Origin of the sequence: Micromonospora sp. SD12, assembly GCF_052068495.1 — a bacterium.
GTDB classification, from domain to species: domain Bacteria; phylum Actinomycetota; class Actinomycetes; order Mycobacteriales; family Micromonosporaceae; genus Micromonospora; species Micromonospora echinofusca.
Map to the genome: position 1 here is coordinate 174,469 of NZ_JBQHDF010000005.1, position 25,862 is coordinate 200,330.

Annotated in this window: 21 protein-coding genes; 9 read left to right on the forward strand and 12 right to left on the reverse strand. The window is 73.3% G+C overall.

What is annotated here, in order from left to right; genetic code table 11:
- Nucleotides 1–76: 76 nt before the first annotated feature.
- A complete protein-coding gene (locus ACTMS2_RS13075) occupies nt 77–1,681 on the reverse strand; it encodes a peptide ABC transporter substrate-binding protein (RefSeq protein ID WP_441175591.1) in 1,605 nt (534 codons plus the stop codon).
- A 430-nt stretch (nt 1,682–2,111) separates the two neighbouring features.
- Between ACTMS2_RS13075 and ACTMS2_RS13080 the strand changes: the two genes are divergently transcribed.
- Together ACTMS2_RS13080 and mdh are read left to right on the forward strand one after the other, a co-directional pair.
- Complete coding sequence (locus ACTMS2_RS13080) at nt 2,112–2,972, forward strand: bifunctional methylenetetrahydrofolate dehydrogenase/methenyltetrahydrofolate cyclohydrolase (protein ID WP_441175592.1); 861 nt, start codon at nt 2,112–2,114, stop codon at nt 2,970–2,972.
- A gap of 168 nt (nt 2,973–3,140) precedes the next feature.
- Nucleotides 3,141–4,091, forward strand: coding sequence for a malate dehydrogenase (gene mdh, locus ACTMS2_RS13085; protein WP_088998471.1), 951 nt, complete (start codon nt 3,141–3,143; stop codon nt 4,089–4,091).
- A gap of 56 nt (nt 4,092–4,147) precedes the next feature.
- Here the strand turns inward: mdh and ACTMS2_RS13090 are convergent, their stop codons facing one another.
- Nucleotides 4,148–4,954, reverse strand: a complete 807-nt coding sequence (locus ACTMS2_RS13090) for an MBL fold metallo-hydrolase (protein ID WP_441175593.1) — start codon at nt 4,952–4,954, stop codon at nt 4,148–4,150.
- A 137-nt stretch (nt 4,955–5,091) separates the two neighbouring features.
- Between ACTMS2_RS13090 and ACTMS2_RS13095 the strand changes: the two genes are divergently transcribed.
- Entirely contained in the window at nt 5,092–6,309 is a 1,218-nt protein-coding gene (locus ACTMS2_RS13095; RefSeq protein ID WP_101412708.1) for an NADP-dependent isocitrate dehydrogenase, read from the forward strand.
- 578 nt (nt 6,310–6,887) lie between these two features.
- Here ACTMS2_RS13095 and galT read toward each other — a convergent pair.
- The 4 genes from galT to ACTMS2_RS13115 form a co-directional block, all read right to left on the reverse strand.
- Entirely contained in the window at nt 6,888–7,964 is a 1,077-nt protein-coding gene (galT, locus tag ACTMS2_RS13100; RefSeq protein WP_441175594.1) for a galactose-1-phosphate uridylyltransferase, read from the reverse strand.
- Nucleotides 7,961–8,785 (reverse strand): DeoR/GlpR family DNA-binding transcription regulator, encoded by an 825-nt coding sequence (locus tag ACTMS2_RS13105; protein WP_441175595.1) that lies wholly within the window; start codon nt 8,783–8,785, stop codon nt 7,961–7,963. Before ACTMS2_RS13105 ends, galT begins: the two co-directional genes overlap by 4 nt.
- A 104-nt stretch (nt 8,786–8,889) precedes the next feature.
- Nucleotides 8,890–10,419 (reverse strand): adenylyl-sulfate kinase, encoded by a 1,530-nt coding sequence (cysC, locus tag ACTMS2_RS13110; protein ID WP_441175596.1) that lies wholly within the window; start codon nt 10,417–10,419, stop codon nt 8,890–8,892.
- Between the two features lie 109 nt (nt 10,420–10,528).
- Complete coding sequence (locus ACTMS2_RS13115; protein WP_441175597.1) at nt 10,529–11,080, reverse strand: DM13 domain-containing protein; 552 nt, start codon at nt 11,078–11,080, stop codon at nt 10,529–10,531.
- A gap of 201 nt (nt 11,081–11,281) precedes the next feature.
- Between ACTMS2_RS13115 and ACTMS2_RS13120 the strand changes: the two genes are divergently transcribed.
- From ACTMS2_RS13120 to ACTMS2_RS13140, 5 genes are all read left to right on the forward strand, one after another.
- Entirely contained in the window at nt 11,282–12,196 is a 915-nt protein-coding gene (locus ACTMS2_RS13120) for an ABC transporter ATP-binding protein (protein WP_088998477.1), read from the forward strand.
- A complete protein-coding gene (locus ACTMS2_RS13125) occupies nt 12,189–13,067 on the forward strand; it encodes an ABC transporter permease (protein ID WP_441175598.1) in 879 nt (292 codons plus the stop codon). The genes ACTMS2_RS13120 and ACTMS2_RS13125 overlap by 8 nt, the downstream gene beginning before the upstream one ends.
- Complete coding sequence (locus ACTMS2_RS13130; protein ID WP_441175599.1) at nt 13,064–14,023, forward strand: ABC transporter ATP-binding protein; 960 nt, start codon at nt 13,064–13,066, stop codon at nt 14,021–14,023. The genes ACTMS2_RS13125 and ACTMS2_RS13130 overlap by 4 nt, the downstream gene beginning before the upstream one ends.
- Before the next feature lie 4 nt (nt 14,024–14,027).
- On the forward strand, nt 14,028–14,738 hold the full coding sequence (locus ACTMS2_RS13135; protein ID WP_441175600.1) for an ABC transporter permease: 711 nt from the start codon (nt 14,028–14,030) through the stop codon (nt 14,736–14,738).
- Between the two features lie 91 nt (nt 14,739–14,829).
- Nucleotides 14,830–15,480 (forward strand): hypothetical protein, encoded by a 651-nt coding sequence (locus ACTMS2_RS13140; protein WP_441175601.1) that lies wholly within the window; start codon nt 14,830–14,832, stop codon nt 15,478–15,480.
- A 133-nt stretch (nt 15,481–15,613) separates the two neighbouring features.
- Here the strand turns inward: ACTMS2_RS13140 and ACTMS2_RS13145 are convergent, their stop codons facing one another.
- Both ACTMS2_RS13145 and ACTMS2_RS13150 read right to left on the reverse strand, forming a co-directional pair.
- The gene (locus tag ACTMS2_RS13145) at nt 15,614–16,096 is read right to left on the reverse strand and encodes a DUF6640 family protein (protein WP_441175602.1); all 483 of its coding nucleotides are present in this window, start codon (nt 16,094–16,096) and stop codon (nt 15,614–15,616) included.
- 55 nt (nt 16,097–16,151) lie between these two features.
- The gene (locus tag ACTMS2_RS13150; protein WP_441175603.1) at nt 16,152–16,904 is read right to left on the reverse strand and encodes a siderophore-interacting protein; all 753 of its coding nucleotides are present in this window, start codon (nt 16,902–16,904) and stop codon (nt 16,152–16,154) included.
- 98 nt (nt 16,905–17,002) lie between these two features.
- On the opposite strand from ACTMS2_RS13150, the gene ACTMS2_RS13155 reads away from it, so the two are divergent.
- Entirely contained in the window at nt 17,003–17,716 is a 714-nt protein-coding gene (locus ACTMS2_RS13155) for a TetR/AcrR family transcriptional regulator (protein WP_441175604.1), read from the forward strand.
- A gap of 22 nt (nt 17,717–17,738) precedes the next feature.
- Here ACTMS2_RS13155 and valS read toward each other — a convergent pair whose 3' ends face one another.
- The 4 genes from valS to ACTMS2_RS13175 all read right to left on the reverse strand — a co-directional run bounded on the left by valS (nt 17,739) and on the right by ACTMS2_RS13175 (nt 25,837).
- On the reverse strand, nt 17,739–20,303 hold the full coding sequence (gene valS, locus ACTMS2_RS13160) for a valine--tRNA ligase (RefSeq protein WP_441175605.1): 2,565 nt from the start codon (nt 20,301–20,303) through the stop codon (nt 17,739–17,741).
- 88 nt (nt 20,304–20,391) lie between these two features.
- A complete protein-coding gene (locus ACTMS2_RS13165) occupies nt 20,392–22,020 on the reverse strand; it encodes a trypsin-like serine protease (protein WP_441175606.1) in 1,629 nt (542 codons plus the stop codon).
- A 131-nt stretch (nt 22,021–22,151) separates the two neighbouring features.
- A complete protein-coding gene (locus ACTMS2_RS13170; RefSeq protein ID WP_441175607.1) occupies nt 22,152–24,023 on the reverse strand; it encodes an ABC transporter ATP-binding protein in 1,872 nt (623 codons plus the stop codon).
- On the reverse strand, nt 24,020–25,837 hold the full coding sequence (locus tag ACTMS2_RS13175; protein WP_441175608.1) for an ABC transporter ATP-binding protein: 1,818 nt from the start codon (nt 25,835–25,837) through the stop codon (nt 24,020–24,022). Before ACTMS2_RS13175 ends, ACTMS2_RS13170 begins: the two co-directional genes overlap by 4 nt.
- Between the last annotated feature and the right edge of the window lie 25 nt (nt 25,838–25,862).

The following is a 25,862-nucleotide window of genomic DNA, read 5'->3' on the forward strand; positions in this document are numbered from 1 at the left end:
TCTGGCGGAAAAAGTGCGAAGAGGAAGGCGGGTCGGGCCACCGTACGCCGATGACCCGACCCGTCCTGCCGTGGTGTTACTTGACGGCCTCGATCTCCAGCAGGTCGATCCGGTCGAAGAGATCCATCTCCACGTTGGTGACCTTGGTCGAGTGGCCGAAGTTGTTCTGGCCGTACCGCAGCGGGATCACCGGCAGGTCCTCCGCCAGCAGGTCCTCCGCCGCCTGGTACTTCTTGATCGCCTCGTCCTCGTTCGCGGCGCTGGCGCCCTCGGCGAGCAGCTTGTCGAACTCCGGGTTGCCGTAGCCGTAGTAGTTCGACGAGCCGTTGCTGCTGTACAGCGGGCCCAGGTAGTTCTCCATGGACGGGTAGTCCATGACCCAGCCCATCCGGAACAGGCCGACCGGCTGCTTGGCCTTGACCTTGGTCAGCAGGTCCGCGAACTTCGGCTCGGCGGTGCCCACGCAGTCCACGCCCAGGTTGGTCTTGAGCTGGTTGCAGGTCGCGTCGATCCAGTCCTTGTGGCCGCCGTCGCCGTTGTAGGACAGTTCGATCCTCGCCGGGCCGCCCGCGGCCTGGTACAGGGCCTTGGCCTTGGCCGCGTCGAACTCGCCGGCCTCGCCGATGGTGTTGTCGCGGTAGCCCGCGACGACCGGCGAGACGAACGAGCGGGCCGGCTGCTGCGAGTCCTTGAAGATCGACCTGGTGATCTCGTCCCGGTCGATCGCCATGGAGATGGCCTTGCGCACGTCCGGGTTGCTGAACTCCTCCTGGAACGTCGGGAAGGCCAGCACCTGTAGCGATGACGCGGAGCTCTGCTTGAACCGGTCACCGAGGTCGGTGCCGGCCGTCGAGAGGTTCTCGGTCGGGATGGTCTTGATGACGTCCAGGTTGTCCGAGAGCACGTCCGCGTACGCGGCGGTCGGCTGCTGGTAGATCCGGAACTCGACGCCGGCCACCTTCGGCTTCTCGCCGGGGAAGGCGTCGTACTTCTCGACCTCGACCTTGGCGTCGTGCTGCCAGGTGCCCTTTATCTTGAACGGGCCCTGACCGATCGGCGCCTGCTCGTAGGCCTCGGCCAGCACGCCGGGCGCGGAGAACGCGGCCTTCGGCATCGGGTAGAAGGCGGTGTAGCCGAGCATGGTCCTGAACTCGCTGTACGGCTGGGACAGCGTGACGGTGAAGGTCAGGTCGTCGACCTTCTTCAGACCGGTGAGGGTCTTGGCCTTGGGGGTCTCGCCCTGCAGGTCCTCGTAGCCGGCGATCTTCTCGAAGAAGTAGCTGGAGTTCTGCCCGTTGGGGGCGTAGGCGCCGTAGTTCCAGGCGTCGACGTAGTTGTCGGCGGTGACCTTCTCGCCGTTGTGGAAGGTGTAGCCGTCCTTCAGCTTGACCGTCCAGGTCGTGTTGTCCTCGGACGTCACCGACTCGGCCGCCACCTCGTAGGGCTTGTTGGCCTCGTCGTAGTCGACCAACGGGCTGAACAGGGCGGCGAGCACCTGCGAGCCGCTCGTCTCGTTGGTGTTGGTCGGCACCAGGTGCTGCGGCTCGGCGATCTCGATCCGCACGGCCGCGTCGGGGTTGCTCTCGCCGGATCCACCGTCGCCGCCCGAGCCGCAGGCCACCAGGCCCAGGGTCACCGCGAGCGGGAGGGCGGTCCAGGCAGCGAGCCTACGAACACGCATGTAGCCTCCTCATCTCCTCACGCTGCGCAGTCAGGCCCGGCGCTGGGTTAACGCTGCGCAACGTTGGGCAACGGTAGGTCGCCGGTCGGCGATCGACAAAGAGTCGGTTGCGAACCGGTAACGGAGTGCCGGCTTGAGCCTTGTCGAGGTGGCCCGCATCTGCTATGGCTGTCGGCTCCCTGATGTGGGGTGTGGCTGCGGAGACTCTCGGTGTCGCCGAGGCCGGTCGCGACGGTCGGCCCGTCTGGTCCCGCCCGTCCCGGCCGTGCCGATCCGGCCCCCGCGCCACCGTTCCGTCCGGATCGGGGAGGCCTCCCGGCCACCCTGGCGTGACTCAGGGTGATTAACGGCACCTCACTCTTCGTGATCGCGCGGCCGGCTTGACGCGGGTCGTCGGATCACCGGCCGTGGACCGTGAGACGATCTGGGCGTGACGGCGACGCTTCTGGACGGCAAGGCGACCGCGGCCGAGATCAAGGACGAGCTGCGGACACGGGTCAAGGCACTGGCGGAACGCGGTATCACCCCCGGGCTCGGCACGGTCCTGGTCGGTGCGGACCCCGGCTCCCAGGCGTACGTCAACGGCAAGCACCGCGACTGCGCCGAGGTGGGGATCGCCTCGATCCGCCGGGAGCTGCCGGCCGACGCGACCCAGGCGCAGGTCGACGCCGTGCTCGACGAGCTGAACGCCGACCCGGCGTGCCACGGCTACATCGTCCAGCTCCCGCTGCCGGGCCACCTCGACACCCAGCGGGTGCTGGAGCTGATCGACCCCGACAAGGACGCCGACGGGCTGCACCCGGTCAACCTCGGCCGGCTCGTGCTCGGCTACGACGGCCCGCTGCCCTGCACCCCGCGCGGCATCGTCGAGCTGCTCCGCCGGCACGACGTGGCGCTGCGCGGCGCCAAGGTCGCCGTGGTCGGTCGCGGCAACACCGTCGGCCGTCCGCTCGGTCTGCTGCTCACCCGGCGCAGCGAGAACGCCACGGTGACCCTCTGCCACACCGGCACCCTCGACCTGGCCTCGCACACCCGGGCCGCCGACATCGTCATCGTGGCCGCCGGCGTGCCCGGCCTGCTCACCGCCGACATGATCACGCCGGGCGCGGTGGTCGTCGACGTCGGCATCACCCGGGTGATCGGCCCCGACGGCAAGGGCCGCTACACCGGCGACGTCGCCACCGAGGCGGCGGAGGCGGCCGGCAAGCTGGTGCCCATGCCGGGCGGCGTCGGCCCGATGACCCGCGCGATGCTGCTGACCAACGTCGTGGAGCGGGCCGAGCGCGACTGAGTGGCCCGTCCGGCCCCCGCCCCGGTGAGCCGCCGGCCGGCCCCGCTCGGAGCCGGACGGCGGTGACGTTCGCCCCATCCCGGCGATGGCCGCCGCCCCTGGCCTGTTCGGTGCCAGGATGACTGATACGGTCCGGAAAACCGACTGGTAGCAGGGAGTGGGACGACCATGGGTAAGAAGGTCACTGTCGTCGGGGCCGGCTTCTACGGCTCCACCACCGCGCAGCGCCTGGCCGAGTACGACGTCTTCGACACCGTCGTGATCACCGACATCGTGGAGGGCAAGCCCGCGGGTCTCGCCCTGGACCTCAACCAGTCGCGCGCCATCGAGGGCTTCGAGACCAAGGTGGTCGGCGCGACCACCGGCCCGAACGGCGAGGGCTACGAGGCCATCGAGGGCTCGGACGTCGTGGTGATCACCGCCGGCCTGCCGCGCAAGCCGGGCATGAGCCGGATGGACCTGCTGGAGACGAACGCCAAGATCGTCCGCCAGGTCTCCGAGAACGTCGCCAAGTACGCCCCGAACGCCGTCGTCATCGTGGTGTCCAACCCGCTGGACGAGATGACCGCGCTGGCCCAGCTCGCCACCCAGTTCCCGAAGAACCGGGTGCTCGGCCAGGCCGGCATGCTGGACACCGCCCGGTTCACCAACTTCGTGGCCGAGGCGCTGGGCGTACCGGTGAAGTCGGTCAAGACGCTGACCCTCGGCTCGCACGGCGACACGATGGTGCCGGTGCCGTCGCAGAGCACCGTCGACGGCAAGCCGCTGCGTGAGGCCATGCCGGCCGAGCAGATCGAGGAGCTGGTCGTCAAGACCCGCAACGGCGGCGCCGAGGTGGTCGCGCTGCTCAAGACCGGTTCCGCGTACTACGCGCCGTCGGCCGCCGCCGCCCGGATGGCCAAGGCCGTCGCGGAGGACTCCGGCGAGGTCATGCCGGTCTGCGCCTGGGTCGACGGCGAGTACGGCATCTCCGGCGTCTACCTGGGTGTCGAGGCCGCGATCGGCGCCGAGGGCGTCAAGCGGGTCGTCGAGACCGACCTGGACGCCGACGAGCTGGCCAGCCTGAAGGAGGCCGCCGAGGCCGTCCGCGCCAAGCAGGGCGACGTCGCCAGCATGTGATCCACCCGTCGAGGGGGCACGCCGGTCGCCGGCGGGCCCCCTCGCGTCCTATCCGGCTACAGCGTGACGAACGCCTCGCTCAGGTGCGGGGTCGCGAGCACCGTGGGGCCGCGCGCGGCCAGGTCGCGCAGCAGGCCCACCCGCGAGGCACGCGCCGTGGCCTGGTCCTCCTCATGGGCGTACGCCAGCTCGGGGTCGACCAGTTGCACGGCGTGCACCAGCAGGTCGCCGGTGAGCAGCAGCCGCTCGTCGCCGATCTCCAGCAGCACCGACTGGTGCCCGGGCGTGTGGCCCGGCGTCGGCAGCAGCCGTACGCCCGGATCGAGCCTCTCCCCGCCGTCGACCACCCGGAGCTGGCCGGCGGCGCGCAACGGCGCGACCAGGCCGGCCGACAGCCCCGGGTTGAGCTGCCCCACGGCGGCCAGCTCGGCCCGCTGGAGCAGGTAGTCGGCGTTGGGGAAGTACGGCGTGCCCGGCGAGCCGGTGACCGCCCAGCCGACGTGGTCGCTGTGCAGGTGGGTGAGCACCACCGCGCGGACGTCGACCGGGTCGATGCCGGCGGCGGCGAGTTCGGCCGGCAGCCGGCCGGGCACCGGCGCCCAGCTCGCGGCGGGGGAGCCCGCCGGGCCGATTCCGGCGTCGACCAGGGTCACCGGCCCGTCCCCGGCGCGGATGGCGAAGCTGCGGAACGGCAACCACCAGCGCCCGTCGGCGGTCACCGTGCCCGGGTCCCGCTGGTCGGCCGCGCGCCAGTGCTCCGCCGTGGCGTCCGGGAACGCCTCGGCCCGGGGCTGGAAGAACGGCCCCTCGCCGTCGGTGAGCGCGGTGACCGTGATAGACCCGAGGATGCGGCTCAGCGGCATCGGGCGATCATGCCAGCGGTCCCTGCGCCGTGCACCTCGTTTGTTCCGGCCCGACCGAGGCCGGCTGGGGACTGCCAACCAGTTTCCAGTACGCTCGTACTGCTTGAGCACGTGTCCCCCGAGAGGAGCGCCGGCCGATGGCGAAGATCAAGGTAAACAACCCGGTCGTTGAGCTCGACGGCGACGAGATGACCCGGATCATCTGGAAGCAGATCCGGGAGCAGCTGATCCTGCCCTACCTCGACGTCGACCTGCACTACTACGACCTGTCGATCCAGCACCGCGACGAGACCGACGACCAGGTCACCGTCGATGCCGCCAACGCCATCAAGGAGCACGGCGTCGGCGTCAAGTGCGCGACCATCACCCCGGACGAGGCCCGGGTCGAGGAGTTCGGCCTGAAGAAGATGTGGCGGTCGCCGAACGGCACGATCCGCAACATCCTCGGCGGCGTCGTCTTCCGTGAGCCGATCATCATGTCCAACGTGCCGCGGCTGGTCCCCGGCTGGACCAAGCCGATCATCATCGGCCGGCACGCCCACGGTGACCAGTACAAGGCCACCGACTTCGTCGTGCCGGGCCCGGGCAAGGTGACCGTCACCTACACCCCGGCCGACGGCGGCGCCCCGATGGAGATGGAGGTCGCCAACTTCCCCGGCGGCGGCATCGCCATGGGCATGTACAACTACGACGAGTCGATCCGGGACTTCGCCCGCGCCTCGTTCCGGTACGGCCTGGACCGCAACTACCCGGTCTACCTGTCCACCAAGAACACCATCCTCAAGGCGTACGACGGCCGGTTCAAGGACATCTTCGCCGAGGTGTTCGAGAACGAGTTCAAGGCCGAGTTCGACGCCGCCGGCATCACCTACGAGCACCGGCTGATCGACGACATGGTCGCCGCCGCGCTCAAGTGGGAGGGCGGCTACGTCTGGGCCTGCAAGAACTACGACGGTGACGTGCAGTCCGACACCGTCGCGCAGGGCTTCGGCTCGCTCGGCCTGATGACCTCGGTGCTGCTCTCCCCGGACGGCCGTACGGTCGAGGCCGAGGCCGCGCACGGCACGGTCACCCGGCACTACCGGCAGTGGCAGAAGGGCGAGAAGACCTCGACCAACCCGATCGCGTCGATCTACGCCTGGACCCGGGGCCTGGCCCACCGGGGCAAGCTGGACGGCACCCCGGCGGTCACCGAGTTCGCCAACACGCTGGAGCAGGTCATCGTCGACACCGTCGAGGGCGGCCAGATGACCAAGGACCTCTCGCTGCTCATCTCGCGGGACGCCCCGTGGCTGACCACCGACGAGTTCATGAACGCGCTCGACGAGAACCTGGCGCGCAAGCTCTCCGCCTGATCCTCTCTGCGCCTTCGGGCGGCACCTGACGGTGCTGCCGCCGCATCACCAGGAGCCCGCCGGCACCCGCCGGCGGGCTCCCGCCGTTCCACTCGCTCCCGCCGTCCTGCCGTCCCGCCGAGCGGCGGTCTGACGGTGGCCGCTCGCCGAGCGCCTGAGATCTTGGTGAGAAACGGCCCCTCCAGGGGCCCATTCCTACCAAGATCGATCTGCTCGGCTTTCCGGCGCACGTGCTTGCGGCGTGTCGGGGGGTGACACGCCGTTGGCGTCACCTACTTCGGCGCGCCTCGTTGACCTGGGTGGACGAGATGCCAGTCGCGTCCAGGAAGGTTGACCGCGGTCGCCTCGCGGCAAGCGCGCCGATCAGCCAGCCTTCCCGGCTGTCGCGCACAGCCAGCCGTCCCTTCCCTGCGGGGGGCCCTGTCCCGGGCCCCCCGCGCCCTGTCTCCACCCCGGCACCGGCGACCATCCGACCGCCCGCGCCCACCGGTACCGCTTTAGCCGGTCGAGCCGGCGGGGTCACGCCGGCGGCCTTCTCGCGGTTGCTGAGCCCAGTTCGGTGGGCGCGGTGCCGTGGCTCAGGCGGCGCGGAGGAGTTCGGCGGCGCGCTCCGGGGCGATGTCGTTGATGAAGACGCCCATCCCGGACTCGGAGCCCGCCAGGTACTTCAGCTTGTCCTTCGCGCGCCGGATGCTGAACAGCTGAAGGTGCAGGTGACCCAGCTCGCGGTCGACGCGTACCGGCGCCTGGTGCCAGGCGGCGATGTAGGGCATCGGCAGGTCGAACAGCCCGTCGAAGCGGCGCAGCAGGTCCAGGTAGAGCGGCCCGAAGGCGTCCCGCTCGGCGTGGTCGAGCGCGGGAATGTCCGGCACCGGCCGGTGCGGGGCCACGTGCACCTCGAACGGCCAGCGGGCCGCCGCCGGGACGTACGCCGTCCAGTGGTCGTTCTCGGCGACCACCCGCGTGCCGGCGGCCCGCTCGGCGGCGAGCACGTCGGCGTAGAGGTTGCGCCCGCCGGTGCCCTCCGCGTGCCGGCGGGCGGCGGCCAGCAACGCCCGGGTCCGCGGGGTCACGAAGGGGTACGCGTAGATCTGGCCGTGCGGGTGGTGCAGGGTCACGCCGATCTCCACGCCCCGGTTCTCGAAGCAGAACACCTGCTCCACCCCCGGCAGCTCGCCGAGCACCTGCGTACGGTCGGCGAGCGCGTCGAGGACGGTGCGCACCCGACGCGGCGGCAGGGCGGCGAAGGACGCGTTGTGGTCGTCGGTGAAGCAGACCACCTCGCAGCGGCCCCGGCCGGGCCGGACCGGGGTGTACGGGGTGATCTCGGCGGGCTCGTCGGCCACCCGGCCGCTCAGCGAGGGGAACCGGTTCTCGAAGACGGCGACGTCGTAGTCGGGCGCCGGGATCTCGCTCCGCCGACCGTCGGTGCTGGGGCAGAGCGGGCACTGGTCGGCCGGCGGGAGGAAGGTGCGCGTCTGCCGGTGCACGGCGACGGCCACCCACTCGTCGGTCAGCGGGTCCAGGCGCAGCTGCGACGCGGGCGGTGGCGGTGGCAGCTCGCGCCGGTCCGGCTGGTCCCGGACGGCGTCGTCCCGTTCGTCGAAGTAGATCAGCTCCCGGCCGTCGGCCAGCGCGATAGCGGTGCGCTTCACCTCGCCATCCCCTCATCTGTCGTCGTGGCCGCCCGTCCCGCGCCCGCCGAGGCGGGCACGACGACCAGCTCGCCCACCCGTTCGTCGAGCGCCTGCCGCGCGTCGGGGGGCAGCCGGTCGTCGGTGACCAGCACGTGGGCGGCGGAGAGCTCAACGATCGAGGAGATGCCGACGGTGCCCCACTTGGTGTGGTCGGCGAGCACGACCAGCCGGTCGGCGGCGGCCACCAGGGCCCGGTCGGTCTCCGCCTCCATCAGGTTCGGGGTGGTGAATCCCGCCCGCTCGGTGATCCCGTGCACCCCGAGGAAGAGCAGGTCCAGGTGCAGCGACCGGATGGCGGCGACGGCGAGCGGCCCGACCAGCGCGTCCGAGGGCGTACGGACCCCGCCGGTGAGCACCACGGTCTGGTCCGACCGGCCGCCGGCGTGCAGTATCTCGGCCACCGGCAGCGAGTTGGTGACCACGGTCAGCCCCGGCACGTCGACCAGCCGGCGGGCCAGCTCGGCGGTGGTGGTGCCCGCGGAGAGGGCTACCGCCGCCCCGGGCCGGACCAGCTCGGCGGCGCGGCCCGCGATGGCCGCCTTCTCCGCGAGCTGCCGCACCGACTTGGCCCGGAAGCCGGGTTCGTCGGTCGAGCCGGGGCCGGCCACCGTCGCGCCGCCGTGCACCTTGGCCAGCAGGCCGCGTTCGTGCAGCGCCTCCAGGTCGCGGCGGATGGTCATGTCCGACACGCCGTACTCGGCGGCCAGCTCGGTGACGCGTACGCCCCCGGTGGCGCGGACCCGCTCCAGGATGGCCGCCTGTCGCTGCTGAGCGAGCATCCGCCGCACCTCCGTGCCAGCCGCGCACTCTCACGCGGTCGAACGTGTTCGAACAAAGATGAACACTAGCGTGAAGGAGGGGACCACCGGTAGGCGGAGGGCTGTCAGAGGGACGGGAGGCGGGGTTCGACCCAACCCGTCTCGTTCAGGTGGTGCAGGACGGCCTCGACCGCCTCCTCGACCGACAGGTCGCTGGTGTCGACCACCAGGTCGGCGTCGGTCGGCTCCTCGTAGGGGTCGTCGATGCCGGTCATCCCGGTCAGCAGGCCGGCCCGGGCCCGGGCGTAGAGGCCCTTGCGGTCGCGCTGCTCGCAGACCTCCAGCGGGGTCGCCACGTGCACCAGCAGGAAGCCCGCGCCGGCTGCCAGCGCCATCTCGCGGGCGGTGGCGCGGGCCTGGGCGTACGGGGCGATCGGGCAGCAGATGCCGACGCCGTGGTGCCGGGCGATCTCCGCCGCCACCCAGCCGATGCGCCGGACGTTCAGATCCCGGTCGGCCTTGCTGAAGCCCAGCCCGGCGGAGAGTTCACGGCGCACCACGTCCCCGTCGAGCAGCGTGACGCTCCGGTCGCCCTGCTCGCGCAGCACGTCGGCCAGGCCCCGGGCGATCGTCGACTTGCCGGAGCCCGAGAGCCCGGTCAGGAAGATCACCAGGCCCCGGTGCCGCCGCGGCGGCCGGGCCCGGGCCAGCTCCTTCGCCACCGCCGGCGGGGTGTGCCACTCGGGCAGCGGGAAACCCCGGTCCAGCAGGTCGTCGATCTCCGGCTGGGTCAGGGCCAGGCGCCGGTTGCGCGGCGGGATGTCCTCCCGCCAGCGCCACTGCCCGTCGCGGTTGTCGTAGGCCAGCTCGCGCGGCACCAGCACCCGCAGGCCGGCGCCGGAGAGCATCTCGCCCGTGGAGAGCAGGTGCGTGACGCCGTACGCCGCCGACACCCGGGCCCGCAGCAGCGCGTCACTGATCTCGTCGCGCCGCCGGGACAGCGGCACGGCGACCAGCGTGGCCGGCGGCATCCGGTCGCGGGCGGCGAAGACGCTGCGCACCAGCGCCTCCGGCGGCAGCCCGCCGAGGCCGTCCTCACCGACCGGGATCATCACCAGCAGGTGGGCGCCGAGCGTGCGGACCGCGTGGGCGATCTGGGCGAGCTGCGGCCGGTGCAGCGGGCGGTCGGCGATCACCCCGAGCACCCGCCCCGACGGCAGCAGCGGGCGTACCTCCTCCGGGGTGCGGCGCAGCCGCTGGAACGGGCCGTGCCCGCCGTCGCCGAGCCGGCGGACGGTGCCCCCGACGCCGGCCACCCCGTCGCGGACCTGCCACACGTCGGCGACCGCCAGCGCCGCGACCGGCGCGCCCTCGCCGTCGGTGAGCACCAGGGCCCGGCGTGCCTCGTCGCGCGGGTCGAGGCCCTGGGCGAGCGCCGTCGGCACCTGGAGGGTCACCGGCACGGGCCACGGCGAGCCGTCGGCGAGCCGGCCCCGGCGGCTCACCGAGACCAGGTCGGCGCGGGTCATGAAGCCGGCCAGCGGCGCGTACGCCCCGGTCAGCAGCAGCTCCAGGTCGGCCAGCTCGCCGGGGCGCGGCGTGTACGCCGGCGCATCCCGGAGCACCTCGTCGGGCAGCACCCAGCTGTTGCTCATCCATCCCCCAAACGACACTGGCCGGCACACAGTTTCTCAGCCGGCCGGCGATCGGTCGAGAGCGCCACTCCACCGGCGGCTCAGCCGGTGGGCGACGGCGGCCGGCGGGTCAGCGGGGCGGGGCCAGGGGCGCGGCCCCGAAGGAGACGGCGAAGCGCTTGCACCAGATGGAGACGCTGGTCAGGCCCGTCAGGTCGACGTCGGCCGGGATGTCGTAACCCTGGTCGCCCCGGTTGCCCTTGAGCCGGCCCAGCTCGACCCACCGGCCGTCGTCGAAGACCCGCCACCCGGCGGTGCCGTTGCGCACCGGCTGGTCGGTGAGCCAGACCCGCAGGTCCGGGCCGTTGGAGGTGGCCAGGCCGACGAGTTCCAGCCGGTGCCGCCCGTCGGGGGCGCGGACGATCCGCGCGCTGCCCGACGTGTCGTGCTCGTGGGTCACGAAGTCGCCCTGCCCGACGAGGACCGGCCCGACGGGGGCGGGCGCCGCGCCCGTGGCGGAACCCGTCGGCGCCGGCGTGGCCGCCACGTTCGAGAGCGTCTCGTCGACCTCGGCGTCGGTGACCAGCTTCCAGGGCTGGAACCAGTAGAGGCCGAACGCCGACCCGGCGGCGAGGACGGCGACCACCACCCACGTCAGCGGCGCGCGTAAAAGTCGGGGCATGCCCACAGTGTGTCGGTCCCGGCCGCGTCCTGTCTGCCCCGTGCGGCATGGCGGAGGCGGATGCGTGCCGGCGGTGCCGGCCCGCCGCCCGCCAGCGCCGGGGCCGCGACGGACCCTAGGGGACGCGGACCGCCAGGATCAGGGGAGCGCCCGGGGGCGAGCCGCTGCCCGGGGCGGTCGTCGCCTCCTACGCTGTACGACGTGACACTGATCGCGACCGAGTCGCTGACCAAGACGTACGGGGGTGGGGTCACCGCGCTGGCCGACCTGACCGTCGCGGTCGAGCCGGGGATCATCGGGTTGGTCGGCGCGAACGGCGCCGGCAAGTCCACCCTGATCAAGATCCTGCTCGGCCTCCTCGCCCCGACCAGCGGACGGGTCCGGGTGCTCGGCCTCGACCCGACCACCGACGCCGCCCAGGTCCGCGCCCGGGTCGGCTACATGCCCGAGCACGACGCCCTGCCGCCGGACCTCTCCGCCGCCGAGCTGGTCACCCACCTGGGCCGGATCAGCGGCCTGCCGCGTACGGTCGCCCGCGAACGGGCCTCGGAGGCGCTGCGCCACGTCGGGCTCTACGAGGAGCGCTACCGTCCGGTCGGCGGCTACTCCACCGGCATGAAGCAGCGGGTCAAGCTCGCCCAGGCCCTGGTGCACGACCCCGACCTGCTGCTGCTCGACGAGCCGACCAACGGCCTCGACCCGGCCGGTCGCGACGCCATGCTGGCGCTGGTGCACCGCATCGGCACCGAGTTCGGCATCTCCGTGCTGGTCTGCTCGCACCTGCTGGGCGAGGTCGAGCGCATCTGCGACACCCTGGTCGCCATCGACGGCGGGCGGCTGCTGCGCGCCGACCACATCTCCGCCATGACCTCGGCCACCGACGTGCTCGCCGTCGAGGTGAGCGAGGGCACCGACGAGCTGGCCACCCGGCTGGCCGCGCTCGACCTGCCGGTGCGCCGGGACGGCCGGCTGCTGCTCGTCGAGCTCGCCGACGACGCCACCTACGACCTGATCCTCGGCGCGGTCGCCGAGCTGGACCTGCCGCTGCACCGGCTGGACCAGCGCCGGCACCGGGTGGCCGAACTCTTCGCCACGAGGGAGCCCAGCCATGCCTGAGCCGACCGGCGTCATCCACGACATCGGCTACCAGCGCTACACCGGCCCCCGGCTGGGCCGCCGGGCCGTTTTCGGCGCGCTCTACCTGCACGGCCTGCGTACGGCGTTCGGGCTGGGCCGCAGTGCGAAGGCCAAGATCTTCCCCTGGCTGGTGGTCGCCATCGTCAGCGTGGTGGCCGCGGGGATCACCGCGGTACGCAGCCAGGTCGGCGAGACGGTGATGACGTACGCCCAGTTCGCCGACAACATGAGCTGGCTGGTCATCTTCTTCGTCGCGGTGGTCGCCCCCGAGCTGGTCTCGCGGGACCTGCGCAGCGGGGTGCTGCCGCTCTACTTCTCCCGGCCGCTGCCGAGGTCGGACTATCCGCTGGCCAAGCTGCTGGCGCTGGCCACCGCGCTCTGGCTGCTGCTCGGCGGGCCGCAGCTGCTGATGTTCCTGGGCGCCGCCTTCACCACCGGCGACGGCATGCGTGGGGTCTGGAACGAGCTGCTCGACCTGCTGCCCGGCCTGCTCTACGCCGGGCTCTGGGCGGTCGTCTTCGCCTCGGTCGGCCTGCTGGTCGCCTCCCTCACCGGCAAGCGGGCGTTCGCGGCCGGCGGGGTGGTGGCCGTGTTCCTGATGACCACCCCGGTCGTCGGCACCCTGTCGATCATGCCGTCCCGGACGGTCAACGAACTGGCCTTCCTCGCCTCGCCCTCCACCCTGGTGCAGGGCGTCGGTGACTGGGCCCTCGGCGACCTGCTGCCGGAGGGGCAGGGCGGGATCCTGATCGGCGACTTCGGCCCGGTCTACGCGGTCGCCGCCGTGCTGCTCGTGGCCGGCTGCGTCGCCCTGCTGATGCTGCGATACCGGAAGGTGGCCGCCCGATGACCACGATCAGCGCCGACCAGGTGGCGGGGACGCCGACCGCCGCCGTCAGCACCCTCGACCTCGCCGGCGTCTCCCGCTGGTACGGCAACGTGGTGGCGGTCAACGACGTCAGCATGAGCCTCGGCCCGGGCGTCACCGGGCTGCTCGGCCCGAACGGCGCGGGCAAGACCACCCTGCTGCACATGATGGCGGGCTTCCTGGCCCCGTCGCGCGGGGCGGTGAGCCTGGACGGCCGGCCCACCTGGCGCAACCCGGAGGTCTACCGGCGGCTGGGCCTGGTCAGCGAGCGCGAGGCGGTGCACAGCTTCCTCACCGCCTACGAGTTCGTGCTGGCCAGCGCGAAGCTGCACCGGCTGCCGGACCCGGCGGAGGCGGCCCGTCGGGCGATCGCCCTGGTGGAGCTGGAGGGCGCGCAGGGCCGCCGGATCGGCACGTACTCCAAGGGCATGCGGCAGCGCGCCCGGGTGGCCGCGGCGCTGGTGCACGAGCCGCAGGTGCTGCTGCTCGACGAGCCGTTCAACGGGATGGACCCGCGCCAGCGGCTGCACATGATGGAGCTGCTGCACCGCCTCGGCGACGCCGGCCGGACCATCCTGTTCAGCTCGCACATCCTGGAGGAGGTCGAGCAGGTCTCCGGCACCGTCCAGGTGATGGTCGCCGGCCGGCTGGCCGCCTCCGGCGACTTCCGTACGATCCGCCGGCTGATGACCAACCGGCCGCACGTCTTCGCCGTGCACTCCACCGACGACCGGGCGCTCGCCGTGGCGCTGATGGCGGAGGCGTCGGTGACGGGGGTCGAGCTGGGCCGCACCGGGTTGACCGTGCGGGCCGGCGACTACGGCGCGTTCACCCGCGTCCTGCCGAAGATCGCCCTGGCGGAGGGCATCCGGGTGCGGCAGTTGGTGCCCGAGGACGAATCCCTGGAGAGCGTCTTCTCCTACCTCGTGGAGGCCTGAACCCATGTCTACCGTTTCCTGGATCACCGTGCGGGGGCTGTTCGGGCGTCGCCGGTTCCTGCTGCTGTTGCCGCTGCCCGTGGTGCTGGTGCTGCTCGCCGTGCTCTCCCGCGCGCTCGGGGTGGACCCGGGCGAGTGGGGTCCGCCGGTGCTGGTCGGCCTCGGCCTGGCCGTGGTGCTCCCGGTGGTCGCCCTGATCGTCGGTACCGGCGTGCTGGGGGCCGAGATCGACGACGGCACGGTCGTGCACATCCTGACCAAGCCGCTGCCGCGCTGGCAGATCGTGCTGCCCAAGCTGGCGGTGGCCGCCGGCGTCACCGCGGTCACCGTCGCCGTGCCGCTCTACGTGGCGGGCGTGCTGGCCGACTCCGTACGCCTCGGGCTGTCGCTCGCCGCCGCGTCGGCGGTCGGTGCGCTGGCGTACTCGGCGCTGTTCGTGGCGCTCAGCCTCCTCACCCGGCGGCCGGTGCTGCTCGGCCTGGTCTACGTGCTGATCTGGGAGGGGCTGCTCGGCAACGTCGTCAGCGGCACCAAGGTGCTCTCCATCCAGCAGTACGTGATCAGCCTCGCCGACCGGATGGCCCCCACCGGGCTGCTGGAGGCCGGCGTCTCGGTGCCGGTGGCGGCCGTGATGGCCGCTCTGATCAGCGTGGGGTTCACCGCGCTGGCGATCGACCGGCTCCGCTCGTTCAGCGTGGCCGGCGAGCCGAGCTGATCTTCGCCATGGCGGTCGTCCGGGCGGCCCCACCTGCGATGGTAGGGCTGGCCGGATGGACCGGTTCGGACGACTGCGCGAGGCTGACGGCGTGAGCGCGGAGACGGGGCTGGTGATGTCGCGGGAGTCCCATCCGGGAGCCGGCCGGCACTGGATGGTCAGCCTGGCGGTGGCGGGGCTCGCGGCGGCGGCGACCACCACGGCCGCGCAGGCCACCGGGCACTTCCACTGGTGGGCCGGCTTCGTGCTGATCCCCGGCGCGCTGATCGCCGCCACCGGCGGGCCGCTGCTGGCCCGGGGCGGTGGGCGGGCCTTCGCCGGCTACGTGGTCGCCTGCCTCGGCGCGCTGGTCTTCGCGGTCGGGGCGCTGCTGATGTTCGGCGCGTTCGGGCGGGGCTGGCCGCTGATGGTCGTCCTGCCGTGCCTCGCGGTCGCCGGCACCTACCACTGGCGGCTGGTCCACCCGCTGGCCCGGGGGCTGCACCGGGCGGTCGCCCTGCTGGCGCTGGCCGGCGCCCTGCTGCTCGGCGGGACGCTGCAACTGGTCCGCGTCGGCCTGGTCGACGTCGGGGCGGCCCCGATGTGGGGCGCGTTCCTGATGCTGGCCGGGGTGATCGTGCTGGGCAACGCCGTGGAGCTGACCCGGCACCGGATGCCGTACCGCCTCCAGGCGATCACCCTGCTGGTCGGCCCCGCCGTCGTCGCCTTCCTGCTCGGCCTGCGGCTGCTGCGCGGCTGGTGACCGCGGCCGGTGACCGCGGCCGGTGCGGGGGCCTACCCGCACCGGCGGGCTTTCGAGCTGATGTCGCAGGCGACTCACGGCGGTTCGGCTGGCTGCCGCGGCGGCCCGGTCGCCGCTTGATGTCGCAGGCGACTCAGCTCGACAGCGTGGCACGGCTGCTTCCCTCGGAAACTGGCACGACGGGATGGTGGACGGACATGCGCAGGGCCCCCGCCGCCGAGCCGATCAGGACAAGCAACAGGACGACGGCCATGAAGATCTGCCCGTGCAGGCCGAGGACGAAGACGGTCTGGTCGGCGAACTCCGGATCGTAGGCGGCCGTCCCGGGGAACAGCAGCGCACCGAGCATGCCGAGCCACGGGGTGGCCACGACCGCGTCGGCGCAGAGCAGCCGCGCACGCAGGGTCGGGCCCGGCCGGGCGGCGAGCGCCAGGCCGACGAGGCCGAGAAGGACGGTCATCACCACGTACTGGGCGTCATGGAACTTGGCGTGCGGCGGCCAACCGGGGTTGTGCACGTGCTGTGCCGCCAGGTCGGGGACGACCAGGTCGGCGAGGACGGCGCTGATCGTCGTCACTGTCGCGACGAGGATGGTCAGGGTTCGTGGCAGGGTCATGGCGGTTCCACCTCTCGGCGGTCGGTCTCGTCAGGGCGTCGGCGGCGACGCCGACTCAGTGCAGGCCCCGCTTGCCGGGGGCCCAGAACGGCTTGACCTTGACGGAGGTGCGTGGCCAGCCGCGCTCGCGGACCAGGAAGTCGCGCACCAGCTGGCAGGTCCTGGCCTCGCCGGCCACGTAGGCGGCCCCGGCGTCGGCCGGTAGGTCGAGATCGGCCACGGCCGCGAGCAGCACCTGGGAGGACGCCGCCGGCCGCCCGTGCCGGTGGACGCGGCGCAACGCCCGGTTTCCGGGCATGGGCAGGTCGTGCTCCGGGCTTTCGCTCTCCAGGACCCCGTACACCTTGGCCGAGGCGTCCAGCGCCCGGATCATCGGCCCGAACGCGGCGCTGGCGGTCTCCTCCCCGACGAACACGTGGTACGGCGCCGGGTGGGTGAAGAAGTGGCCCTGTGCCCACCAGAAGGTCACCCGGTCGTCGGCCCGGGCCGCCCGGGCCCACCGCAGCCCGATGCCGTCGCCCGCGTACAGGTGGACGCGGAGTTCGATGGCCCGCCGGTCGGCCCCGAACTCCCAGATGGTGTAGGTGCGCAGCGTCTCGGACGGACGCAGGATGCCCGCCACCGACAGCGGGTCCATCAGCTGGACCCGGATGTGCTGACCCGGGGTGTAGGGAAAGGCGACGGGCTGGTCGGCCTCCAGCCGAAGGCGTCGCATGGTGGGCGTGACCTGCTCGGCGACGGTGACGGTCGCCTCGTGGGCGTACTTGCCGAAGACGGCGGTCAGGGGGTTGCGCGTCGTACGGACCATGGTTCTTCCTAGTGGCTCTAGATTATTTAGAGGTCCTAAGTAATCATATGTGCTCTAGGCTGTCAACCAGCGAGGCGGGCGACAGGGAGAGGGTGGCGATGCCGGCACCGGTGAGCAGGCGGGAGAGACTGCGCCAGGCAACCTTGGAGGAGATCCACGCGGCCGCGCGCAAGCTGCTCGTCGAGCAGGGATCGGCTGCGGTGACGATCAACGCGGTGGCCCGCCAGGTGGGCATGAGCGGGCCGGCTCTCTACCACTACTTCGCCGGCCACGACGAGCTGGTCGGGGCGGTGACCGCCGGCTTCTTCCGCGAGATGACCGCCGCGATGGAGGAGGCCCGCGACGCCCGTGCCGACGCCTCGGTCGGCGACCGCATCCTGGCGGCCTGCCGAGCCATGCGAGCCTGGGCCGTCGCCCATCCGGCCGAGTTCGGCTGGATCTTCGCCAGCCCGATCGCCGCGCCGAACCGCCGGCTGGACTCGGCACGACACCAGGCGGCCCTACGGTTCGAACAGGTCCTGCTCGACCTGACCGTCGAACTGTGGCGGACGCGGCCATTCCCGGTGCCGGACCTGGCCGCCCTGCCCCCGTCCCTGCGCGAGCAGCTCGTCGCCTACTCCGCCGCCGTCGACGGGCAGTTGCCGCCCGAAGCCGCGCACGTCTTCCTCGACTGCTGGATCCGTCTTTACGGGCTGCTGTGCATGGAGGTCCTGCACCAACTGGACTTCGCCTACACCGACGTGGAGCCCGTCTTCGAGGAGTGTCTGCGCGACCTCTCCGCCCGTCTCGCCCTGGACCCCGCCGCGCCGTAGGGGGCGCGGCGGGTAGCCACGGTCAGAACGCGCAGGCGACCACGAGCTCCGGGGTGCGGTCGGGGAGCAGGTCCAACTTGGCGATGCGGCCGGCGGCCCGCACGTCGTCGGCGACCACGCTCAACTGTTCCAGCAGGGCGGCCGGGCCGAGCGCCTCCGCCAGCGGCACCTCCGCCTTCATCGACAGCTTCCGCTCCGACTTGGCCCGGCGCACCTGGCTGAGCGCGTCGCCGGCCAGCCGCAGCAGCTCCGGTTCGCCGGCGCCCTCGATGGCCCGGTCCACCTCGTACGTGGTGGGCCAGGTCGCGCGGTGCACCGACCCGTACCGCCACCACGACCACACCTCCTCGGTCGTGTACGGCAGCACGGGGGCGAAGAGCCGCAACTGCACCGACAGCGCGGTGGCCAGCGCCGCCCGGGCGGAGTCCGCCCCCGGCCCGGAGCCGTAGGCGCGCTCCTTCACCAGCTCGATGTAGTCGTCGCAGAACCGCCAGAAGAAGCTCTCCGCGACCTGCAAGGCGGCCGTGTGGTCGTACGCCTCCAGCGCCGACGTCGCGGCGGCGACGACGCCGGAGAGTTCGGCGAGCATGGCGCGGTCCAGCGCCTCGGTGGCCGGGGCCCGCAACGCGTCGGCGGCGCCCAGCCCGAGGGCGAACTTCGACGCGTTCAGCAGCTTGGTGGCCAGCCGCCGACCGACCTTGATCTGGGCCGGGTCGAAAGCGAGGTCCATGCCCGGCCTGCCGTTGGCCGCCCAGTAGCGCACCGCGTCGGAGCCGTGCTGCTCCAGCAGCGCCATCGGGGTGACCACGTTCCCCTTGGACTTGGACATCTTCTTCCGGTCGGGGTCGAGGATCCAGCCGGAGAGCACCGTGTCCCGCCAGGGCAGCACCCCGTGCTCCAGGTGGGAGCGGACCACCGTGGAGAACAGCCAGGTGCGGATGATCTCCTGTCCCTGCGGGCGCAGGTCCATCGGGAAGACCCGGGCGAACAGGTCCGGGTCGGTCTCCCATCCGCCGGCGATCTGCGGGGTCAGCGATGAGGTGGCCCAGGTGTCGAGCACGTCGGGGTCGCCGACGAAGCCGCCCGGGCGGCCCCGCTGCTCCTCCTCGAACCCCGGCGGGGCGTCGGTGGACGGGTCGACCGGCAGCGCGGACTCCGCCGGCGTGAGAGGCTGGGACCAGTCCGGCTCGCCAGCGTCGTCGAGCCGGTACCACACCGGCACCGGCACGCCGAAGAAGCGCTGCCGGCTGACCAGCCAGTCACCGGTCAGGCCGCCGACCCAGTGCGCGTAGCGGTGCCGCATGTGCTCCGGCACCCAGCGCAGCTCCCCGCCCCGGGCGAGCAGTTCCTCGCGCAGGCCCGCGTCGCGTCCGCCGTTGCGCAGGTACCACTGCCGGGTCGAGACGATCTCCAGTGGCCGGTCGCCGCGCTCGTAGAACTTGACCGGATGGGTGATCGGACGCGGCTCGCCGACCAGGTCGCCGGCCTCGGCCAGTATCTCCACCAGGGTCCGCCGGGCGCCGTTGACGCCCTGCCCGGCCAGCTTCGCGTACGGCTGCGCCGGCACGCCGGCCGGCGGCTCGGGCAGCAGCCGGCCGTCGCGGCCGATCACCACGCGGGTGTCCAGCCGCAGCTCCCGCCACCAGGTCACGTCGGTCAGGTCGCCGAAGGTGCAGACCATCGCGATGCCCGTGCCCTTGGCCGGGTCCGCCAGCGGGTGCGCCCGCACCGGCACCTCGACCCCGAAGACCGGCGTACGCGCGCTGCCGCCGACCAGGTCGGCGTAGCGCTCGTCGTCGGGGTGGCAGACCAGGGCCACGCAGGCCGGTAGCAGCTCCGGTCGGGTGGTGTCGATCAGGATCTCGCGCCCGCCCGGCCCGGCGAACCGCAGCCGGTGGTACGCCCCGGGCCGCTCCCGGTCCTCCAGTTCGGCCTGGGCGACGGCGGTGGCGAAGCCGACGTCCCACAGCGTCGGCGCCTCCGCCTGGTACGCCTCGCCCCGGGCCAGGTTCCGCAGGAACGCCCGCTGCGACACCGCCCGGGCCGTCGCGCCGATCGTGGTGTACGTCGACGACCAGTCCACGGACAGCCCGAGCCGCCGCCAGAGCGCCTCGAAGACCTGCTCGTCGGCGCCGGTCAGCCGCTCGCACAGCTCGATGAAGTTGCGTCGGGAGACCGGGGTCGGGTCCTTGCGGGCGGCCTCGCTCACCGGGGTCTCGGGGGCCTGCCAGTCCGGGTCGTACGGCAGCGCCGGATCGCAGCGCACGCCGTACACGTTCTGCACCCGGCGCTCGGTGGGCAGGCCGTTGTCGTCCCAGCCCATCGGGTAGAAGACCGTCCGCCCGCGCATCCGCTGGAACCGGGCCACCACGTCCGTGTGCGTGTACGAGAAGACGTGCCCCATGTGCAACTCGCCGGATACGGTCGGCGGCGGGGTGTCGATCGCGTACACGTCGGCCCGCTTCTTCGCGCGGTCGAACGCGTATGTGCCTTCCTCCTGCCAGCGGCGGGCCCAGGTCTCCTCGATGCCGTCCAGGGTCGGACGTTCGGGGACGCCGGCGCGGGCCGTCCTCGCCGTATCAGTCATCCGTCGATGGTAGGCACCGGCCGACGGCCGGACCACGGGATAACCCGCGCGCCACGACGGATGCCGTCCGAGGCGCCCGGTCGGCGGGTCAGCGGATGACCGGCCGGGTCAGCGGGGGGACCGGGCCACTGGTGGCCAGCCGGAGCCGCAGGCCCCCGTAGGTGCGGGCGTTCGCCCGATCGAGGATCGTGGAGACCGGGGCGTAGGAGTTGCGCTCGTTCGGGTTGGTGCAGGGGCCCTGTCCCGGGTCGCCGTGCGACAGGATGCCCAGCGCCTTGCCGTCGGCCTCGGTGAAGAGCGGGCCGCCGCTGTCGCCCGGGCGGGCACAGATGCGCACGTCGATGCCGCCGCTGCTCTTGCCGATGATCTCCCCGCAGCGGGTGCCGGGCACGTAGCCGGCGCCGGCGCCCGAGTCGACGTGCTGCTCGCCGTCCTTCGGGGTGTACGCCGCCCCGGTGGCGCAGACCACCCAGCCGGGCTGGATGGCGCTCCACGGCACGTGCCCGGTGACCGCCACGTCGCGGCTGCCCCGGGTGGCGCATCCGGTGCTGTCCGGCACGCACCAGTAGTTGACCAGGCTGGGCACCTGCGTGGCCCCCGCCGGGTACGCCCACAGCCCGAGCGCCCCGGCCTGGTACGGCATGATCGCGTAGTCGTACGGGTAGGCGTTCTCGGCCAGCCCCGGCCTCGACGACTCGACGGTCACCGGCACCTTCGGGCCGAGGAACCGGTGCCAGGTGCGGTCCACCAGTTGGTGCCGCCCCCCGACGACGCAGTGCCCCGCCGTCAGCACGTACGGGTCGCGCAGCCCGGCGACCACGTTGAAGCCCGTCGTGCAGCCGCCCACGGTGTCGTCGTCGCGCGGCACGTCCAGCCGGATGCCGCCGCGCATCGGTGCCTGCGCGCAGTCGCGCGGGTCGCAGGCCTTCTGCACCACGGTCCCGGCGATCCGGGCCTGCGCGCGGGCCGGCACCCCGGCGGCGCGCAGCGCCCCGGCCAACCGGGGGTCGTCGGTGGCGATCCGGTCGCCGGTCAGCACGACGACCTCGTTGGCCCGCTCGTCCACCAGGACGTCGGCGCCGGCCGTGGCGTCGAGCGTGGTGGCCAGCCGGGTCGCCGCCTCGGTGAGCTGCCGCAGCGGGTGGCGCACCGGCACCACCCGGACGCGCGCCGCGTCCGGCATGCCGGCCAGCGCCGCCCGGACCGGTTCGACGCTGGTGGCGGCGACGGTCAGCACGCCGCCGGCGGCCTGGTCCAGCCACATCCCGCCGTACGCGGCGGGGAACTCCGTGGCGAGCCGGGCGGCCAGCGGCGCGGACAGTTCCTGGAGGGCGAGCCGCCGGGCCGCCTCGTCGGCGTCGACCCGGTAGCGGTCGCGCAGGTAGGAGACCGAAGCGGGGCTGCCGGCGGCGACCTCGGCGGCCGGCCGGGCCCGGAGGGTCGTCGCCGCGCCCGGCGTCGCGCCGCCTCGGGGACGGCTGCCGGGCCCGCTGTCGGCGCGGACCGGCCCGCTGTCGGCGCGGACCGGCCCGCTGTCGGCGCGGACCGGCGCGCCCGTCGGGGCGCCGTCGTCGCCCGGCGACGCCGGGGCCTCCCCGGCGGTGAGCGTGGCCGGTGTCCGGCCGGCGTCGCCGAACGGCATCCCGGCGACCGCCGCCGCACCCAGCGCGCAGGCGGTGACCACCCCGGCCACCATCACCCGTCGTCCGAACCGCACGTCGCAACCCCCCTCGTCGCCGCCGTCGGGACGACCACCCGGTGGACCGCTCCGCTCGGCGCGCTGAGTCTAGTGGCATCGACGATCATGGTGGGGGCCGTCGACCGTGGGCGACCGCGACCGACCGGGGCTCACACCAGGGAGTCGCGCCACTGCCGGTGCAGGGCGGCGTACCGGCCGTCGGCGACGGCGAGCCGGGCGGGCGGGCCGTCCTCGACGATCCGGCCGGCGTCGAGCACCAGCACCCGGTCGGCCGTCTCCACGGTGGAGAGCCGGTGCGCGATCACCAGCGCGGTGCGGTCGGCCAGGATGGTGCCGAGGGCGTGCTGCACCAGCCGCTCGGTGGGCACGTCCAGCGACGAGGTCGCCTCGTCCAGGATCAGCACCGTCGGGTCGGCCAGGAACGCCCGGGCGAACGCGACCAGTTGCCGCTGCCCGGCGGAGAGCCGGCCGCCGCGCCGCCGCACCTCGGTGGCGTACCCGTCGGGGAGCGCGGCGATGAAGTCGTGCGCGCCGATGGCCCGCGCGGCGGCCTCCACGGCGGCGTCGTCGGCGCCGGGACGGCCGAAGCGGATGTTCTCCGCGACCGTGCCACCGAACAGGTGGGTCTCCTGGGTCACCAGCACGACGGCGCGCCGCAGCTCCGCGTCGGCGACCTCACGCAGGTCGACCCCGTCGAGGGTGACCGCCCCCGACACCGGGTCGTGGAACCGGGCGAGCAGCTTCGCGACGGTCGACTTGCCGGCGCCGGTCGCCCCGACCAGCGCCACGGTCTGGCCGGCCGGGACGGCGAGGTCCAGTCCGGCGACGATCGGCGCGTCCGGCCGGTAGCCGAAGGTGACCGCCCGGAAGGCGACCGCGCCGCGGCCCGGCCCGGTGGGCAGCGGCACGGGCCGGGCCGGGTCGGCCACCGACGGCCGCTCGTCGAGCACCCCGGCCAGCTTCTCCAGCGCGGCGGTGGCCGACTGGAGCGAGTTGTAGAAGTGGCTCAGCTCCTGCATCGGCTCGAAGAACCGCCGCAGGTAGAGCAGGAACGCCGCCAGCACCCCGATCCCGGTGGACCCGCCCAGGACCCGCCAGCCGCCGTAGCAGAGCACCACCGCCACGGTGACGTTGCCGATCACCTTGATCCCCGGCGAGTACGTCGCGATCAGCCGGAACGCGTCGCGGCTGGCCCGCCGGTAGTCGTCGCTGACCGTCCCGAAGATCTCCTGGTTGCGCGGCTCCCGGCGGAACGCCTGCACCGCCCGGATGCCACGCATCGACTCGACGAAGTGGACGATGACCAGCGCCACCGTCTCCCGGGTGCGCCGCCACGCGTCGGCCGACGCCCGCGCGAACCAGCGGCTCAGCCAGATCAGGAACGGAAACGCGAGCAGCGTCACCGCGGCCAGGGGCAGGTCCAGCCAGAGCAGGATGCCGGCGATCGACAGGATCGACAGCACGGCCAGCACCACGCCGTCGATGCCGCCGCCGACCAGCTCGCCGATGGAGTCCAGGTCGCTGGTGAGCCGGGAGACCATCCGGCCGGAGGTGTAGCGCTCGTGGAACGCCACCGACAGGCGCAGGAAGTGCGCGTACACCCGCTGACGGAGGTCGAGCAGGACGGCCTGGCCGATCCGCGCGGAGAGGGTGAGGAAGCCCCGGCGGGCGACGTACTCGACGGCGGTGGCGGCGGCGAACCCGGCGGCGACGGCCATCAGCGGGCCGGGCTCGCCGGCCCGCAGCGGCGCGATCGCCCGGTCGATGCCGAGCATCACCAGGTACGGCCCGGCCATCGCGGCGGCGTTCTGGGCGAGCAGCAGCGCGACGGCCAGCCCGAGGCGGCGCCGGTGCGGGCGCAGCAGGTCGCGCAGCAGCACCCGACTGCGGGCCCGGAGGCGGGCGACCGCCTCGGGGGCGGTGTCCTCGGCGTGGCTGCGGTCCGCGTCCGGGTCGGTGGCGACGCCGCGCCACCGCGCGAGGCCCGCCCCGCCCGGGGGCCGGACGGCGTCGCCGGTCACGAACGCACCAGGCCGCGGTCGCCGGGCGGTGCGGGGGTGGGCTCGGCCGAGAGCACCGCGCGGTACGCCGGCACACCGGCGAGCAGCTCCGAGTGCCGCCCGACGGCGGTGATCCGGCCCTCCTCCAGCAGCGCCACCCGGTCGGCGAGGGCGATCGTGGAGGGCCGGTGCACCACCAGCAGCGCGGTGGTGGTGCGCAGCACCCGCCGCAGCGCCGTCTCGACCAGCGCCTCGGTGTGCACGTCGAGCGCGGAGAGCGGGTCGTCCAGCACGAGCAGGGCGGGTCGGCCGAGCACCGCCCGGGCCAGCGCCAGCCGCTGCCGCTGCCCGCCGGAGAGCGACAGCCCCTGCTCGCCCACGCGGGTCGCCAGCCCCCACGGCAGCTCGTACGCGAAGTCGGCCTGGGCGAGGGCGAGGGCGGCGCGCACCTCGTCCTCGCCGGCCTCCGGCCGGCCGAGTGTGACGTTCTCCCAGACCGACATGGAGAACAGCGTCGGCTCCTCGAAGGCCACCCCGACCAGCCGGCGCAGGGCGGACAGCCGCAGCTCGCGCAGGTCGTGCCCGTCGAGGGTGATCCGCCCGCCGGTCACCTCGTGCAGCCGGGGCACCAGGGAGAGCAGGGTGCTCTTGCCACAGCCGGTCGCCCCGACCAGCGCCACGGTCTCGCCCGGCTCGACGGTCAGGTCGATCTCCCGCAGCACCGGCGCGGCGGTGCCCGGGTAGCGGAACGACACCCGCTCGAAGCGGAGCCGCCCGCGTACGTCGGCGCGGCGGGGGGCCAGCGCGTGCGGGGCGTCCTCGATGGCCGGCGGGGTGTCCAGCACCTCCCGCACCCGGTCGGCCGCGGTGGCCGCCTCCTGGCCGTTGGCGATGATCCAGCCCAGCGACTGCACCGGCCAGATCAGCATCAGCTGGAGGCTGACGAAGGCGACCAGTTCGCCGATGGTCAGCACCCCGCCCGCGGCGGCCGCCGCGCCGGCGACCAGGACCACGCCGAGGGTCAGGTTGGGCACCAGGTCGAGCAGGGCGGAGGTGCGGGCCAGCAGCCGGCCCTTGGCGACCCCCGTGTCGTGCAGCGCCCGCGCGTCGACGCCGAAGCGGGCGGCGAGTTCCGGCCCCCGCCCGTACGCCTTCATCGTGCGCAGCCCCTGCGCGGTCTCCTCGACGAGGGTGGCCACGTCGCCCTGCTGGTCCTGCATCCGGCGGGAGGCCGCGTGGTAGTGCCGCGCGAAGCGGCGGCTGATCAGGAACAGCGGCACCGCGCTGCCCGCCACCAGCAGCCCCAGCGCGGGGTGCAGCCGGATCAGCAGCACCACCACGGCCAGGTAGGTCACCAGGTTGAGGATCAGGAAGAAGAGGCCGAAGGAGAGGAAGCGGCGCAGCACCGACAGGTCGCTGGTGACCCGGGAGAGCAGTTGGCCGGACTGCCAGCGGTCGTGGAAGCTGGCCGGCAGCCGTTGCAGGTGGGCGTAGACGTCCTCGCGGATGGCCGCCTCGATCCGCATCGAGGACGACGACTGCACCCAGCGCCGGATGAAGATCAGCAGCGCCTCGACCAGGCCGAGCAGCAGCGCCAGCCCGGCCAGCCGGAACAGCCCGGCCGGGTCCTGGCGGGCCACCGGGCCGTCCACGACCCGCTGCGCGACCAGCGGTACGGCGATGCCCGCCCCGGTGGCGGCGAGGCCGGCCAGCAGCAGCCAGCCGAACTCCGCCGCGTGCGGGCGCAGGTAGTGGCGCAGTCGCCAGAGATTGTGCAGGGAATGCCGGCCGGCCTCCACCCGGGAGGCCGGGTTGCCGTCACCTTCCGCAGGCACTACCCGACGGTAGCCTCAAACGGCC

What these genes read in the sequence shown, in the direction of transcription:
- ACTMS2_RS13075 (WP_441175591.1), bottom strand. Translation starts at nt 1,681, where the DNA reads ATGCGTGTTCGTAGGCTCGCTGCCTGGACCGCCCTCCCGCTCGCGGTG.
- mdh (WP_088998471.1), top strand. Translation starts at nt 3,141, where the DNA reads ATGGGTAAGAAGGTCACTGTCGTCGGGGCCGGCTTCTACGGCTCCACC.
- ACTMS2_RS13090 (WP_441175593.1), bottom strand. Translation starts at nt 4,954, where the DNA reads ATGCCGCTGAGCCGCATCCTCGGGTCTATCACGGTCACCGCGCTCACC.
- ACTMS2_RS13095 (WP_101412708.1), top strand. Translation starts at nt 5,092, where the DNA reads ATGGCGAAGATCAAGGTAAACAACCCGGTCGTTGAGCTCGACGGCGAC.
- ACTMS2_RS13105 (WP_441175595.1), bottom strand. Translation starts at nt 8,785, where the DNA reads ATGCTCGCTCAGCAGCGACAGGCGGCCATCCTGGAGCGGGTCCGCGCC.
- cysC (WP_441175596.1), bottom strand. Translation starts at nt 10,419, where the DNA reads ATGAGCAACAGCTGGGTGCTGCCCGACGAGGTGCTCCGGGATGCGCCG.
- ACTMS2_RS13115 (WP_441175597.1), bottom strand. Translation starts at nt 11,080, where the DNA reads ATGCCCCGACTTTTACGCGCGCCGCTGACGTGGGTGGTGGTCGCCGTC.
- ACTMS2_RS13125 (WP_441175598.1), top strand. Translation starts at nt 12,189, where the DNA reads ATGCCTGAGCCGACCGGCGTCATCCACGACATCGGCTACCAGCGCTAC.
- ACTMS2_RS13130 (WP_441175599.1), top strand. Translation starts at nt 13,064, where the DNA reads ATGACCACGATCAGCGCCGACCAGGTGGCGGGGACGCCGACCGCCGCC.
- ACTMS2_RS13135 (WP_441175600.1), top strand. Translation starts at nt 14,028, where the DNA reads ATGTCTACCGTTTCCTGGATCACCGTGCGGGGGCTGTTCGGGCGTCGC.
- ACTMS2_RS13145 (WP_441175602.1), bottom strand. Translation starts at nt 16,096, where the DNA reads ATGACCCTGCCACGAACCCTGACCATCCTCGTCGCGACAGTGACGACG.
- ACTMS2_RS13150 (WP_441175603.1), bottom strand. Translation starts at nt 16,904, where the DNA reads ATGGTCCGTACGACGCGCAACCCCCTGACCGCCGTCTTCGGCAAGTAC.
- ACTMS2_RS13155 (WP_441175604.1), top strand. Translation starts at nt 17,003, where the DNA reads ATGCCGGCACCGGTGAGCAGGCGGGAGAGACTGCGCCAGGCAACCTTG.
- valS (WP_441175605.1), bottom strand. Translation starts at nt 20,303, where the DNA reads ATGACTGATACGGCGAGGACGGCCCGCGCCGGCGTCCCCGAACGTCCG.